This is a genomic window from Sphingomonas glacialis, assembly GCF_006439055.1.
GTDB lineage: Bacteria > Pseudomonadota > Alphaproteobacteria > Sphingomonadales > Sphingomonadaceae > Sphingomonas > Sphingomonas glacialis_A.
This window is the reverse complement of record NZ_RCZC01000002.1, coordinates 726,935-741,363: the sequence shown is the minus strand read 5'-3', so window position 1 is coordinate 741,363 and position 14,429 is coordinate 726,935. Positions and strand designations below refer to the sequence as shown.

The window sequence follows — 14,429 nt, the reverse complement described above, 5'->3', positions numbered from 1 at the left end:
CGAATATAGTGAGCGAAACCCATTTCTCCGGGGCGCGCGCTTTCTGTCGAAGGCAGTGGCATGACGCCGCCTTCGTGCTTAGGTGAGCGCCTTGGGCACGCGCCGTGCCGATGATGCGGCGCTGGTGGTGGACTGGCATGAAACTCGATCTGTTATATTTTTCCTGGGTGCGCGAAGCGGTCGGCCATGACGGCGAAGTCGTCGAAGTGCCGGGCGACGTCGCGACGGTCGACGATCTGCTCGCCTGGCTTGCGGCGCGCGGCGAGGGCTACGCCGTGTTCGCCGAGACCGGGCGGCTGCGCTGCGCGATCGACCAGACCTTCGCCCCGCTCTCGACGTCGATCGCGGGCGCGCGCGAAGTCGCGATCTTCCCGCCGGTGACGGGCGGATGAGCATCCTGATCGGCGTCCAGCAGGCGGACTTTTCGCTCTCGACCGAACTCGAACGGCTAGAGGCGCTCGGCGGCGGCGCGGTGGCGAGTTTCACCGGCATCGTTCGCGCCGATGCGAGCGACACCGTCGCGCTCGAGCTCGAAACCTATCCCGCGATGGCCGAGCAGGCGCTGCGCGCGATCGCGCAGACCGCGACCGAACGCTGGCCGCTGCTCGGCGTGACGATGATCCACCGCTACGGGCGGTTGCCGGTCGGTGCGCGGATCGTGCTGGTCGCCACCGCCTCGCGCCATCGTGGCGCGGCGATGGAGGCGTGCGCCTTCCTGATCGACTGGGCAAAGACCGCAGCGCCGTTCTGGAAGAAGGAATGGCATGGCGATGGCGCGGCGCATTGGGTCGAGCCACGCGCCGCCGATGACGCCGCCGCAGCGGCATGGCGCGCGCCCGGTCCGAAATAAGCCTACATCCGTCACACGCGCTGCAAGATTGCGTGACGGGAGCGAGTCCGATGCCGTACAGAGGCGCTGCCGATGACTCGCTGCGCCCGACGCGGTGATCCCGATCGGCCGGGCGTCGGCGGAACAGCCGTCGCCCGGATCCTGAGGCGAGGTGCTGCATGCAATTTACGATCAACGACCGGCCCGTCGAGGTCGAGGTCGATCTCCGGACCTCGCTACTCGATCTGCTCCGCGAAAATCTCGGCCTGACGGGGAGCAAGAAGGGCTGCAACCAGGGCGCGTGCGGCGCCTGCACCGTGCTGGTCGAGGGCGAGCGGATCAATTCGTGCTTGGCGCTGGCGGTGCAATATCAGGGGCGCTCGATCACCACGGTCGAGGGGCTGAGCGACGCCGAAGGGCTCCACCCGCTGCAGCGCGCGTTCATCGAGCATGACGGCTTCCAGTGTGGCTATTGCACGCCGGGCCAGCTGTGCTCGGCGGTCGCGATGGCCGACGAGATGGCGCGCGGGATTCCGAGCCATGTCACCGGCGACCTCACCGCCGAGACGATCGCGCTCGACCATGACGAATTGCGCGAGCGGATGAGCGGCAATCTGTGCCGTTGCGGCGCGTATAACGGCATCGTCGCGGCGATCGCGGAGACCTATGCCTCGGCGCCGGCGCGGCAGGAGGAAGCGGCATGACGCCGTTCAGCTATGCGCGCGCCGATGATGTTCCGGGCGCGATCGCGCTCGCGGTGGCGACACCGGACGCGAAATATCTCGGCGGCGGGACCAATCTGGTCGATCTGATGCGCGAGACGATCGAGCGGCCGGCGGCTTTGGTCGATGTGACCGGCCTGTCGCGCGAGATCACGGTCGGTGCCGATGGCGGCGTGGTGATCGGGGCGGGGGTGACCAACACCGCGCTCGCCGCCGATCGGACGATCCGTACGCACTATCCGATGCTGTCGCGCGCGATCCTGGCGGGCGCGAGCGCGCAGATTCGCAATGTGGCGACTGTTGGTGGCAATCTGCTCCAGCGGACGCGGTGCGGCTATTTCTATGACGACGCGGCGCGCTGCAACAAGCGCGAGCCGGGTGCGGGCTGCGATGCGATCGACGGGTTCAACCGGATCCATGCGATCCTCGGCGCGTCGCCGTCGTGCGTCGCGACGCATCCCTCCGACATGTGCGTCGCGTTGGCGGCGCTCGATGCGCAAGTGCGCGTTGCGGGGCCGGACGGCGAGCGGACGATCGCGCTGGTCGATCTGCATCGCCTGCCGGGTGGCAGCCCCGAGCGCGACACGGTGCTCGATCCGGGTGAGCTGGTCGTCGCGGTCGAGCTGCCCGCGCTGCCGTTCGCGGCGCACTCGACCTACCGCAAGGTCCGCGATCGGGCGAGCTATGCCTTTGCGTTGATCTCGGTTGCCGCGGGGATCGAGCTGGAGAACGGCGCGATCAAGGACGTGCGCATCGCGCTCGGCGGCGTGGCGCACAAGCCGTGGCGTGCGTTCAAGGCCGAAGCCGCTTTGCGCGGCCAGGCGCCGAGCGAAGCCAACGTCCGCGCCGCGGCAGAGCTGGAACTGGCCGATGCCGCGGGCCTTCGCGACAACGGCTTCAAGATCGAACTGGCCAAGCGCGCGATCGTCGCGACCCTCGCCGAACTGAGCGGAGAGCAGGCATGAGCATCGTCGAAAACGCCACGCAGCTTGCGCAAGGCGCGCTCCAGGCAGTGATGAAGAAAGCGGTCGAACTCGCGCCCGACAGCTGGATCCCCGGCGGCGTCCCCGATCCGCTGATCCAGCACAAGCATGGGCTGGTCGGCACGCAGGTGGCGCGGCTCGACGGGCCGTTGAAAGTGACGGGCGCGGCGCGCTTTGCCGCCGAGTTTCCGCTCGAGACGATGGTCTATGCCGCGCTGACCTACAGCACGATCCCCAAGGGCCGGATCGCGACGATCGATGTTGCGGCAGCCGAAGCGTTGCCCGGCGTCGTGCTGGTCATGACCTACAAGAATGCGCCGCGGCTGAACCCGACGCCGGCGATGCTGACCGCGCCGAAGGCGATCGGCGGCGACCAGCTCCCCGTGATGCAGGACGACCGTATCCATTGGAATGGCGAGCCGGTCGCCGTGGTGCTCGCGCAGACGCAGGAGCAGGCCGATCATGCCGCGTCGCTGATCGCGGTCACCTATGAGACCGAAATCGCGATGACGCGGTTCGAGGACGCCAAGCCCGATCGCGCGGCCGCGTCGTTCATGGGCGCGCCGATGCTGATCGAGATCGGCGATGCCGAGGCGTCGCTCGCCGCCGCTCCGCACAGCGTCGACCGCACCTATCGCACGCCGCGCCACAACCACAATCCGATCGAGCTCCACGGCGCGACGCTGTTCTGGCAGGGCGACGAGCTGATCCTCCACGACGCGTCGCAATGCGTCGCGCACGTCGCCTGGACGCTCGCGCAGGTGTTCGGCGTCGATGAGGCGCAGGTCCATGTCACCTCGCCCTATGTCGGCGGCGGTTTCGGCAGCAAGACGCTGTGGAACCACCAGATCCTCGCGGCCGCCGCCGCCAAGCTCGCCGGGCGGCCGGTGCGCATCATGCTGTCGCGCGAAGGCGTGTACCGGATGGTCGGCGGGCGCACGCTGACCGAGCAGCGCGTCGCGATCGGCGCGCAGGCCGATGGGCATTTCGATGCGTTGATCCACACCGGCGTGGTGGCGATGACGCCGCACAACAGCATGCCCGAGCCGTTCATCCTGCCGTCCAAGTCCGCCTATGCGGCAGGCAGCTTCCTCCTGAATGTCGATGCCGTGAAGCTCGACATGCTCGCCAACACCTTCATGCGCGCGCCGGGCGAATCGGTCGGGACCTTCGCGCTCGAAAGCGCGGTCGATGAATTGGCGGTCGAACTCGGCGTCGATCCGATCGCGCTGCGCGAGACCAACGAGCCCGAGACCAACCCGACGACGGGCACGCCCTTCTCCTCGCGCAACATCGTCGCGGCGTATCGCAGCGGCGCCGAGCGTTTCGGCTGGGACAAGCGCAACGCCACGCCCGGCACGCGCCGCGAGGGCGAGTGGCTGGTCGGCATGGGCTGCGCGACCGCGACCTATCCCTATTACCGCATGCCCGGCGGCGCGGCGCGCCTCACGCTGACCAAGGACGGCCACGCCACGGTCGAGATCGCCGCGCACGAAATGGGGATGGGGACCGCGACGACGCACACCATGGTGCTCGCCGAACGGCTCGGACTGCCGATGGACAAGGTCAGTTTCCTCTATGGCGATTCGAAGATGCCCGGGGTCGTGCTCGCCGGCGGATCGCAGCAGACCGCGTCGATCGGCGCTGCGGTGATCGCGGCGCAGAATGCGCTGTTCACCGAATTGCTCAAGCTGGCCGGCAATGACTCGCCGCTCGCCGGGCTAAAGCCGAGCGAGGTCGGCGGTTATGAGGGCGGCCTATGCAAGCTCGACGATCCGAGCGCCTGCGAAAGCTATGTGTCGATCCTGTCGCGCGCGCAGCGCGATGCGGTCAGCGTCGAGGCGGCGGGCTCGGCACCGCTCGAGACGCAGCATTGGTCGATGCACTCGTACGGCGCGATGTTCGCCGAGGTGCGCGTAAATGCGGTGACCGGCGAAGTCCGCGTCAGCCGTTTCCTCGGATCGTTCGACTGCGGCAAGATCCTCAACCCCAAGACCGCGACGAGCCAGTTCCGCGGCGGGATCATCATGGGGCTCGGCATGGCGCTGATGGAGGAGACGCAGTTCGACGAGCGGACCGGACGCGTGATGAACCCGAGCCTCGCCGAATATCATGTGCCGGTGCACATGGACGTGCCCGAGATCGACGTGATCTGGACCGACATTCCCGACCCGCACGCCCCGATGGGCGCACACGGCATCGGCGAGATCGGGATCACTGGGGTCGCGGCGGCGGTGGCGAATGCGGTGTTCAACGCGACCGGCAAGCGCGTTCGCGATCTGCCGATCACGCTCGACAAGCTGCTGTAGGGACGGGCCTGGGGGCGGGTTTCTACGGTCTCTTGCCGCGATCCCCCGGCTTCCAGTCTCGCGCCTTCGTCCCCAAGCCGTCACCCCGGGCTGGTCCCGGGGTCCACCGGGATGCGCGTACTACGCCCGTTGCGAACGCGGCACGGTGGGCCCCGGCACAAGGCCGGGGTGACGAACGGAAATTATCGTGGGGCCGCCCTAAACCAAAGACACGGGCATGCGGGGCGGGGTGCTTCGAAAAACTTTCCCCGCAGGCGGACGTCCTGCATCGCTATCCGCGGTCGTGCAGCGCCTTGACCATACCCGCGGCGACCGAGAGCGCGATTTCGCTCGCGCCGATCGCGTTGATGTCGATCCCGGCTGGCCCGTCGATCCGGTCCAGGTCTTCCTGCCCGAAGCCCGCCGCGGCCAAGCGCTCGAGCCGCGCAGCATGGCTGCGGCGCGAGCCTAACGCGGCGATATAGCCGGTCTCGGCCGACAGCGCCGCGATCAACGCCGGGTCGTCGATCTTGGGATCGTGGCTGAGCGTGATCACCGCGGTCGACGGGCCGGGATTGTACGCCGCGACCGCTTCGTCGGGCCAGCGATCGTCGAGCGTGACGCCGGGGAAGCGCTCCTCGGTCAGGAAGCGCGTGCGCGGGTCGATCACGGTCGCCTTGACGCCGAGCGTCGCGGCGATCTGCGCAAGCGCCTGGGCTATCTGCACCGCGCCGACGATCAGCACTTGGCGCGGCGCGGCATAGGTGTTGGCGAAGATGCCGTCGCCCGTCATCGGCGCGAGGCTGCTGCGTCCGGTCGCCAGGTCGGTGTAGACCGTTACCCCGCGGCCGCACGCCTGGGCATGCTCGATCGCGTCGAACACGGCGGGTGGGAAGCCAGCGTCGGACACCGGCTGGACGAGCACTTCGATCGTCCCGCCGCACGGCAGGCCGACTTCCCAGGCCGAGCCGTCGGCAACGCCGTATTGGCGGCGCTCGGGCTTGCCGCTCGCAAGCACTTCGGCGGCGAGCGTGAGCACGTCGCCCTCGACGCACCCGCCCGAGACCGAGCCCTCGAGCCGACCATCGGCATGGACGAGCATATGGCTGCCGCGCGGACGCGGTGCCGATCCCCAGGTTGAGATCACGGTGGCAAGTGCGAGCGGCGCCCCTTGCCAGGTCCGGAACGCGGCGAGCGCGGTTTCGTTGTCAGCCATCGCGTCTCAGCCCCCGGTGACGCTCATGTGCCGCCCGACCGCGGGCGCGGCGTTGCGGTCGACGATCTCGAAGGCATGGCGCAGCGGCTTGGTGAGCAAGGCCGCATCGATCGCGGCGTCGAGCGCCGTCGGGCCGCCCTCGCGCAGCACCTGCTTCAGGTCCATCTTGTCGTCATGGCCGAGGCACATATAGAGCCGCCCCGATGCGGTCAGCCGCACGCGGTTGCAGCCTTCGCAGAAATTGTTGGTGAGCGGGGTGATCAGGCCAAGCCGCGTTCCCGTCTCGCGCACACTGACGTAGCGCGCCGGGCCGCCGGTGCGGTGATCGTCTGCGTCGAGCGTGAAGCGCGCCTCGAGCCGGCGGCGGACGACGTCGAGCGGGAGGTAGCGGTCAGTGCGGTCCTCATCGACCACGCCGAGCGGCATCGTCTCGATCAGCGTAAGGTCGAAGCCATGCGTGCCGCACCAGCGGATCATCGGTTCGATCTCGTCCTCGTTCGCGCCCTTCAGCGCGACCATGTTGATCTTGATCGAAAGGCCCGCCGCCTTGCCCGCGGCGATCCCGTCGAGCACTTCGGAAAGATTGCCCGTCCGCGTGATGTGGCGGAAATTGTCGGGATCGAGACTGTCGAGGCTGACATTGACGCGCCGCACGCCCGCCGCGAACAGCGTCTCGGCATGCTGCGACAGTCGCGTCGCATTGGTGGTCAGCGTCATCTCGTCGAGCGCGCCGGTTTCGATATGCCGGCCGATGTGCCGCGCGAGCTCGTCGATCCCGCGCCGCACCAGCGGCTCGCCGCCGGTCAGCCGGATCTTGCGCACGCCACGCGCGATGAAGGCATCGGCGACCGCGCCCATTTCCTCGATCGTCAGCACTTCCTTGCGCGGCAGGAAGGTCATCGCCTCGCTCATGCAATAGCGGCAGCGCAGATCGCAGCGATCGGTCACCGACAGGCGCAGATAGGTGATCCGGCGGCCGAAGCTGTCGGTCAGCGGGCGGGGCGGGGCAGTGTCGGGACGGAGGTTCGACATCGGACAGCGGCAACTCATGAAAGACGGCGAACGGGAACAGACGACGGTACGCGACACCATTTAGGACGCCGGCGGCACGAATGCCATGCCGCCAGCGACCCGATATCTCACGCCACCGGAGGCAGGTGCGCGAGATGCTTGTCGAGCGTGACGGGATATTCGCGCACGCGCACGCCGCTCGCATTGTAGATCGCATTGGCGATCGCCGCGCCGACCCCGCACAGGCCGAGCTCGCCGACACCCTTGGCCTTCATCGGCGACGACGTCGGATCGACCTCGTCGAGGAACATCACCTCCTGGTGCGGGATGTCGGCATGCACCGGCACCTCGTAGCCCGCGAGATCGTGATTGACGAAGAAGCCGAAGCGCGTGTCGACCGCGAGATCCTCCATCAGCGCCGCACCCGCGCCCATAGTCATCGCACCGATCACCTGGCTGCGTGCCGATTTCGGGTTGAGGATGCGGCCCGCCGCGCAGACCGCGAGCATCCGGCGGATGCGCACCTCGCCCGTCAGGCTGTGGACCGCCGCCTCGACGAAATGGCCGGCGAAGGTCGATTGCTGGTACGTCTTGCCCAGATCGCCATATTCGATCGCGTCCTCGGCGACGAGGCCGGCATCGCCCGCGGCTTCGGTCAGCGCGAAGCTGCGATTGCCCGAGCGCACCTTGCCGTCCGCGAAGGTGACGTCGGCCGAATTGAAGCCCAATTTCTGCGCGATCGCCTCGCGCAGTTTGACGCATGCGGCATAGACGCCCGCGGTCGAATTGTTCGCGCCCCATTGTCCGCCCGACCCGGCCGAGACCGGGTGGTCCGAATCGCCGAGCTGGACGACGACCTTGTCGATATCGACCCCCATCATCTCCGCCGCGGTCTGCGCGATGATGGTGTAGGTGCCGGTGCCGATATCGGTCATGTCGGTCGAGACGGTGACGATACCCTTCTTGTCGAGCGCGACCCGCGCGGCCGACTTCATCGCCATGCTGTTGCGGAAGCCCGCCGCGACGCCCATGCCGACCAGCCACTGGCCGTCGCGTCGCTGCGCTGGCTTGGCGCTGCGCTGCTTCCAGCCGAAGCGATCGGCGCCCTGTTCGAGGCACTGGACGAGCTGGCGCTGCGAGAAGCGGCGCTCGGGTTTTTCAGGATCGACCTGCGTGTCGTTGGCGACGCGGAAGGCGATCGGATCCATGCCGAGCTTCTCGGCCATTTCGTCCATCGCGATCTCGAGCGCCATCAGCCCGGGCGCCTCGCCCGGTGCGCGCATCGCATTGCCCTCGGGCAGATCGACCACCGCGAGCCGCATCGAGGTCAGGCGATTGGCGCCGGCGTAGAGCAGGCGCGTCTGGCTGACCGCGGTCTCGGGGCCACCGCCGGGCAGATCGCCCGACCCGCTCTCATGCGCGATCGCGGTGATCTTGCCGTCGCGGCCCGCGCCGATGCGGATCCGCTGGATCGTCGCGGGGCGGTGCGTCGTGTTGTTGAACATCATCGGGCGCGTGAGCGTGACTTTGACGGGACGGCCTGCTGCCTTCGCGCCCAAAGCCGCGAGGATCACGTCGGCGCGGATGAACAGCTTGCCGCCGAAGCCGCCACCGACATAGGGCGAGACCAGTCGGACATTGTCCTTGGGAATGCCGAGCGTCTTGGCGACGTCGCCCTTGCTCCAGGCGATCATCTGGTTCGAGGTGTACAGCGTGACCTTGTCGCCGTCCCACTTGGCCGTGGTGGCGTGCGGCTCCATCATCGCATGGCTGTGATCGGGCGTGGTGTAGGTCGCGTCGAGCTTGACCGGAGCGGTGCCGAACGCCGCGTCGAAATCGCCGATCTTGGTGACGGGCGGCTTGCCCTTTTCGCTGTGGAGCGGCGCGCCCTTCAGCTCCTTCGCGAGATCGAAGCGGCCCGCGGTGCGCGCATAGTCGATCACGATCAGCGCCGCGGCGGCGCGCGCCTGCTCGAAGGTCTCGGCGACTACCAGCGCGATCGCCTGGTGATAATGGTCGATCTCGGGCCCGCCGAGCAGCTTGGCGGTGTTGAAATTGCCTTTGCCGAGCGGCCCTGCACTCTCGGCGGTGACGATCGTCAGCACGCCGGGCGCGGCCTTGGCGGCGGCCATGTCGATCCGGCTGATCCGCCCCTTGGCAACCGCCGCGCCGACGACATAGCCGTACGCCGGATTGGCGACGACGTCGTGGCGCTCATAGGCGTAGGGGGCGGTGCCGGTGGTCTTGAACTTGCCGTCGATGCGATCGATCGGCTTGCCGACATGCTTGAGCTGATCGATCGGGTTCTGGCCGGCGGGTGTATCAAACTTCATGGCGTTCAGCCCTTCGCTTCGATCAGGGCCGCGGCGAGCGTACGCTCGACCAGCGTGACCTTGAAGGCATTGTCATGCGTCGGCTTGGCGCCGGCGAGCAGCTTCGGCGTCACCGCGGCGGCGCCTTGCGGCAATGCCGCTTCGGCTGCCTCGACCCGCCACGGCTTCGGCGCGATCCCGCCGACTGCGACGCGGCCCGAGCCATCGCGCTGGACGATCGCGGCGACCGAGACGAGCGCGAAGGCGTAGGACGCGCGGTCGCGCACCTTGTGATAGATGTGCGTGCCGCCGATCGGCTTGGGCAGCGTGACCGCGGTGATCAGCTCGCCGGGCACCAGCGCCGTTTCGATATGCGGCGTGCTGCCGGGCAGCTTGTAGAAATCGGCGATCGGTATCGCGCGCGCGGCACCATCGGGTCGGACCGTCTCGACGGTCGCATCGAGCAGCCGCATCGCGACCGCCATGTCGCCGGGATAGGTGGCGATGCACGCGTCGCTCGTGCCGATGATGCCGAGCTGGCGGCTGAACCCGCCGATCGCGGCGCAGCCCGAGCCGGGCTTGCGCTTGTTGCACGCCTGGTTGGTGTCATAGAAATACGGGCAGCGCGTCCGCTGGAGCAGATTGCCCGCGGTGGTCGCCTTGTTGCGCAGCTGTCCGCTCGCGCCCGCGACGATCGCACGGCTGAGCACGCCGTAATCGCGCCGCACCCGTGCGTCCGACGCTAGATCGGAATTGCTGACGAACGCGCCGATGCGCAGGCCTCCGTCCTTGGTCTCCTCGATCCGGTCGAGCTTGAGATCCTGCACATCGATCAGATGCGCCGGGGTCTCGATCTGCAGCTTCATCAGGTCGAGCAGATTGGTGCCGCCCGCAATGAACTTGGCATTCGGGGTGCGTGCAACCGCGGCGGCCGCTTCGGCGGGCGACGTTGCGCGCGCATAGCTGAACGGCTTCATGCGTTGGTCTCCGCAACTTCGGTCATCGCGTCGAGGATGTTCGAATAGGCGCCGCAGCGGCAGATATTGCCGCTCATCCGCTCGCGCATCTCGGCATTGGTGGCGCGTGGCGCGTCGGTGAGGCTGGCGGTGACGTGGCTCGGCGTGCCGGCCTTGATCTCAGCGAGAACGGCGACCGCCGAGCAGATCTGCCCGGGGGTGCAATAGCCGCACTGATAGCCGTCATGCTTGACGAACGCCGCCTGCATCGGATGGAGATGGTCGGGCGTGCCGAGCCCCTCGATCGTCGTGATCTTGTCGCCCTGATGCATCACCGCCAGGCTGAGGCAGGAATTGATCCGCTTGCCGTCGACGATTACGGTGCACGCGCCACACTGGCCATGGTCGCAGCCCTTCTTGGTGCCGGTCAGGTGCAGATGCTCGCGCAACGTGTCGAGCAACGTCGTCCGCGTATCGACCTCGAGCGTCTGCTTCTTGCCGTTGACGGTGAGGGTCACGGGCATCGTCATGGGCCGCTCCTGTTGTGCCGGCGCTGGTGCTGCCGCTGCCGGGATCGCGGCAAGCCCGGCCGTCATCGCCCCGCCCACCAGAACGCCGCGCCGCGACACCGCTGTCTCGCTCTTGATATCCACCGAACGTCCTCTGTTTGAAACGGCCTTCCGGCCATTGCCCCGCCGGCGCCGAATTGACGCGCCAACCTATAATCCGTCGCATCCGAACGCTCAACTGGTCGCTTTGGTTCACGGCGTCGAACGGAATAGGCAGGGCCGGTGCGAGCGGAGGATTCGGATCGGCGTCAGGCGTCGGTGGCCAGCCCTTCGAGCAGCGCTTCGATGACGCCCAGCCGTTCGATCGCGTCGTCATGCGCGGCCCGCAGCAACAGCCGATCGCCCTTCGCTTCGAGCCCTGCCGTGTCGCCTGCAAAATCGGGGCGGGGGGTCAGCGCGATTGCCGCGGGCCCGGCATCGATCCGCGCGATCCGTGCGCCGAGCGCGAGCACGCGCAGCCGCGCAACCGCGACCAGCGCGTGCGCCTGGGGCGGCAAGCTGCCGAAGCGATCCTCGAGCTCGGCCTCGAACGCGTCGAGCGCGGGCATGTCGTTCAGCCGCGACAATCGACCGTAGAGCGCGACGCGGACATCGTCCTCCGGGATCCAGTCGGACGGGAGATTGCCCGCGATGCCGAGATGGAGTTCGGGCGTCCAGCGTTCGACATGTTCGCCGCGCGCGGTGCGCAACGCGGATTCGAGCAGATACTGGTACAGATCGACGCCGATCAGCTTCATGTGCCCGGCCTGCGCATCGCCAAGCAGGTCGCCCGCGCCCCGCATGTCGAGATCGCGCGCGCTGATCGCAAAGCCGGCGCCGAGCGTATCGAGCGCCTCCAGCGTGCGCAGCCGCTTGAGTGTCGCCTCGGCGACCTTGGTGTCGGGATCGGTGAGCAGCAGGATCTGCCCGCGCCGCCCGCCGCGCCCCACACGACCGCGCAGCTGATGGAGCTGCGACAGGCCGAAGCGATCGGCGCGCCACACGATCATCGTATTGGCGCGCGGCACGTCGAGCCCCGCCTCGACGATATTGGTCGCGAGCAGCACGTCGCCATCGCCATTGGCGAAGCTGACCATCGCGGTGTCGATCTCGGCCGCGGGCATCTTGCCGTGCGCCTGGCGGATCGTGAGATCGGGAACGAGCTTGGCCAGCCGCTCGGCCATCGGCGCGATATCCTCGATCCGCGAGACGACGACGAAGCTTTGCCCGCCACGCTCGCGTTCGCGCAGCAGCGCGGTACGGACGGTTACCGGATCGAAGCTGTCGATGCTGGTGCGGATCGGCTGGCGCCGCGCCGGCGGGGTGGCGATCACCGAGACCTGCTGCAGCCCGACCAGCGCGCCCTGCAACGTGCGCGGGATCGGCGTCGCGGTGAGCGTCAGGACATGGCTGTCGGGCTTGAGCGCGCGCAATTTCGCCTTGTCCGCCGCGCCGAAGCGCTGCTCCTCGTCGATCACGACCAGCGCGAGATCGCGATAGGCGACGCCCTTGGCCGCCACCGCGCCGGTGCCGATCACGATCGCGATCGATCCGTCGGCGAGGCCGGCCTTGACCGCCTTCTTCTCGGCCGGGCTCGACAGCCGCGACAGTCCGGCCACCGCGAGGCCGGTCGCGGCAAAGCGTTTGGCGAACAGCTCGATATGCTGGCGCACGAGCACCGTCGTCGGCGCGGCGATCACGACCTGCTTGCCGGCGAGCGCGGTGAGCGCGGCAGCGCGCAGCGCGACCTCGGTCTTGCCATAGCCGACATCGCCGACGACGAGGCGATCCATCGGCTTGCCCGCCGCCAGATCGGCGCGCGTCGCGGCGATCGCGCGCGCCTGATCGGGGGTTTCGGTAAAGGCGAATTCGGCGGCGAAGCGCTCATAGGCATCGACTTCGGGCTCGAGCACGACCGCGGTCCTGCGGTCGCGTTCGGCGGCGAGCGCGGTGAGCCCGCGGGCGCTCTCGGCGACCGCAGCGTCGATCGCACCGCGGCGCTTCTCCCAGCTCGACCCGTCGAGCTTGTCGAGCGCGACCGCGTCCTGATCGGCGCCGTAACGCCAGATGCGATCGGCATCCTCGACCGGCACCAGCCGCCGGCCAGCATTGGCATATTCGAGCACGATCGCATCGCCGCCATCGGCATCGACGCCGACGGGTTCGACCCCGGCGACGAGCCCGATCCCGAAATCCTCATGGACGACGACATCGCCGATGCGGATGTCGCCCATGTCGCCGAGCAGGGTCGCCGCGGCATCGCTCGTGGCGTGCGTCGCCTGGACGCGGCTGCCGAGCAGATCGGCGGCGGCGATGACGGTGAGGCCCGGCGCCTGCCAGCCGTGTTCGATCGGCATGTCGAGCATCGCCGCACTGCCCGGATCGAGCGCCGCCACCTCGGTCCAGTGGCTGATCCTGGTAAAGGCGATCCCCTGTGCCTTGGCGAGCCGCGGCGCGAGGAAGCGCACGTCGCGCGCCGCACCGAGCAGCACGAGCCGATCGCCCTGCGCCAGCGCGGCCTTGGCGAAGCGCGCGAACGCCCGCCCCGGCGCCTTGCGCTCGACGAACCGCGGGACTGGCTGTTCGTCGGCGCTCGCGACGTCGATCGTCTTACGGTCCTTCAGCGCTTTGCTCTGGCGCTTGCGATCGACGATCGGCAGCGTGTCGATCCCGCGCGCTTTGGCCGCAGCAACGGCCAGACCGACATAGCGGTCGCGGCGCGTATCGCCTTCGGGGTCGACCGCGATGACCGCGTCGGGCGCATGGTCGAACACCGATACCCAGTCGGCGCCGAGCGGCGGCTCGGAGACGCGGCCGATCTGGATCGTGTCGATCGCTTCGGTGCCGAGCTGCGAGATCGGATCGTAGAGCCGGATCGCAGCGATCGCCGCGTCGACGATCTCGATCCGCACCGGCGCCACCGCGTCGGCCGGGAACAGGTCGACGACCTGTCCGCGCAGCGCCATCTCACCGGGTTCGTCGACCCGGTCGTCGGCGGCGTAGCCGATCTCGCCGAGCATCTCGGCGAGCACCGCCATGTCGACCGGGTCGCCGACGGCGAGCGTGGGGGGCGCGTCGTCGAAGGCGGCGGGACGCGGGTAGGCGGCCGCTGCAGCCTCGGCGGTGGTGATGAAGGCGACCCGCTGGCGCTCGGTCAGCGCGACGCGCAGCCGTCGCAGCGCGGCGATGCGGCGCCCGACATTGGTCGGCGAGGCGGGAGCGGTGTCGCCCGGCAGGGCGTCGCTTGAGGGGCTGTGCACCACCAGCATGTCGGGCGCGGCGCACGCCAGTGCGGCGGCGACGGCCTCAGCGCGCTGTTCGTCGGTGGCGATGTAGAGGATGTCGTGCGTGGCGGCGGCTTCGGCGAGCTTGGTCGCGACGACCCCGATCGTAGCGTCGCGCGGCGTCGTGCGGCTGCCGGCGGGCGGTGCGGCGTCAGCGAGCAGCACGGCGGTGTCCCAATCCGGATTTCGCGGTGGAGGCCGCACGCTCGTCTTCGCTCATGATCGGCACGTCATCGCAGCAGTCTCTCCCGGCGTCAGGTGGGTCCTAACGGGCGGAAAC

At 68.6% G+C, this 14,429-nt stretch carries 11 protein-coding genes; 5 read left to right on the top strand and 6 right to left on the bottom strand.

The window, feature by feature from the left end; translation table 11 throughout:
* Positions 1 to 137 precede the first annotated feature (137 nt).
* The 5 genes from moaD to EAH76_RS07325 all read left to right on the top strand — a co-directional run bounded on the left by moaD (position 138) and on the right by EAH76_RS07325 (position 4,843).
* Positions 138 to 392 (top strand): molybdopterin converting factor subunit 1, encoded by a 255-nt coding sequence (moaD, locus tag EAH76_RS07345; protein ID WP_140849587.1) that lies wholly within the window; start codon positions 138 to 140, stop codon positions 390 to 392.
* Complete coding sequence (locus EAH76_RS07340) at positions 389 to 850, top strand: molybdenum cofactor biosynthesis protein MoaE (protein WP_140849585.1); 462 nt, start codon at positions 389 to 391, stop codon at positions 848 to 850. The genes moaD and EAH76_RS07340 overlap by 4 nt, the downstream gene beginning before the upstream one ends.
* 158 nt (positions 851 to 1,008) lie before the next feature.
* Positions 1,009 to 1,533 carry a 2Fe-2S iron-sulfur cluster-binding protein gene (locus EAH76_RS07335; protein WP_140849583.1) on the top strand — a complete coding sequence of 175 codons (525 nt, stop codon included), beginning with the start codon at positions 1,009 to 1,011 and terminating at the stop codon, positions 1,531 to 1,533.
* On the top strand, positions 1,530 to 2,516 hold the full coding sequence (locus tag EAH76_RS07330; RefSeq protein WP_140849581.1) for an FAD binding domain-containing protein: 987 nt from the start codon (positions 1,530 to 1,532) through the stop codon (positions 2,514 to 2,516). The genes EAH76_RS07335 and EAH76_RS07330 overlap by 4 nt, the downstream gene beginning before the upstream one ends.
* A complete protein-coding gene (locus EAH76_RS07325) occupies positions 2,513 to 4,843 on the top strand; it encodes a xanthine dehydrogenase family protein molybdopterin-binding subunit (protein WP_140849579.1) in 2,331 nt (776 codons plus the stop codon). The genes EAH76_RS07330 and EAH76_RS07325 overlap by 4 nt, the downstream gene beginning before the upstream one ends.
* Positions 4,844 to 5,114: 271 nt before the next feature.
* Here EAH76_RS07325 and EAH76_RS07320 read toward each other — a convergent pair whose 3' ends face one another.
* From EAH76_RS07320 to EAH76_RS07295, 6 genes are all read right to left on the bottom strand, one after another.
* A complete protein-coding gene (locus EAH76_RS07320) occupies positions 5,115 to 6,038 on the bottom strand; it encodes an XdhC family protein (protein ID WP_140849577.1) in 924 nt (307 codons plus the stop codon).
* 6 nt (positions 6,039 to 6,044) lie between these two features.
* Complete coding sequence (gene moaA / locus EAH76_RS07315) at positions 6,045 to 7,070, bottom strand: GTP 3',8-cyclase MoaA (protein WP_140849575.1); 1,026 nt, start codon at positions 7,068 to 7,070, stop codon at positions 6,045 to 6,047.
* Positions 7,071 to 7,177: 107 nt separating this feature from the next.
* Positions 7,178 to 9,382, bottom strand: a complete 2,205-nt coding sequence (paoC, locus tag EAH76_RS07310) for an aldehyde oxidoreductase molybdenum-binding subunit PaoC (RefSeq protein ID WP_140849573.1) — start codon at positions 9,380 to 9,382, stop codon at positions 7,178 to 7,180.
* 5 nt (positions 9,383 to 9,387) lie between these two features.
* Complete coding sequence (locus EAH76_RS07305; protein ID WP_140849571.1) at positions 9,388 to 10,338, bottom strand: FAD binding domain-containing protein; 951 nt, start codon at positions 10,336 to 10,338, stop codon at positions 9,388 to 9,390.
* A complete protein-coding gene (gene paoA, locus EAH76_RS07300) occupies positions 10,335 to 10,970 on the bottom strand; it encodes an aldehyde dehydrogenase iron-sulfur subunit PaoA (RefSeq protein ID WP_140849569.1) in 636 nt (211 codons plus the stop codon). Before paoA ends, EAH76_RS07305 begins: the two co-directional genes overlap by 4 nt.
* 164 nt (positions 10,971 to 11,134) lie before the next feature.
* Positions 11,135 to 14,314: a helicase-related protein gene (locus EAH76_RS07295; RefSeq protein WP_140849567.1), complete on the bottom strand. Its 3,180-nt coding sequence runs from the start codon at positions 14,312 to 14,314 to the stop codon at positions 11,135 to 11,137.
* Positions 14,315 to 14,429: the final 115 nt, after the last annotated feature.

Excerpts from the sequence above, each read along its gene's own strand:
- EAH76_RS07335 (WP_140849583.1), top strand. The coding sequence starts at position 1,009 with ATGCAATTTACGATCAACGACCGGCCCGTCGAGGTCGAGGTCGATCTC.
- paoC (WP_140849573.1), bottom strand. The coding sequence starts at position 9,382 with ATGAAGTTTGATACACCCGCCGGCCAGAACCCGATCGATCAGCTCAAG.
- EAH76_RS07320 (WP_140849577.1), bottom strand. The coding sequence starts at position 6,038 with ATGGCTGACAACGAAACCGCGCTCGCCGCGTTCCGGACCTGGCAAGGG.
- EAH76_RS07330 (WP_140849581.1), top strand. The coding sequence starts at position 1,530 with ATGACGCCGTTCAGCTATGCGCGCGCCGATGATGTTCCGGGCGCGATC.
- EAH76_RS07305 (WP_140849571.1), bottom strand. The coding sequence starts at position 10,338 with ATGAAGCCGTTCAGCTATGCGCGCGCAACGTCGCCCGCCGAAGCGGCC.
- moaA (WP_140849575.1), bottom strand. The coding sequence starts at position 7,070 with ATGTCGAACCTCCGTCCCGACACTGCCCCGCCCCGCCCGCTGACCGAC.
- EAH76_RS07325 (WP_140849579.1), top strand. The coding sequence starts at position 2,513 with ATGAGCATCGTCGAAAACGCCACGCAGCTTGCGCAAGGCGCGCTCCAG.
- moaD (WP_140849587.1), top strand. The coding sequence starts at position 138 with ATGAAACTCGATCTGTTATATTTTTCCTGGGTGCGCGAAGCGGTCGGC.
- EAH76_RS07340 (WP_140849585.1), top strand. The coding sequence starts at position 389 with ATGAGCATCCTGATCGGCGTCCAGCAGGCGGACTTTTCGCTCTCGACC.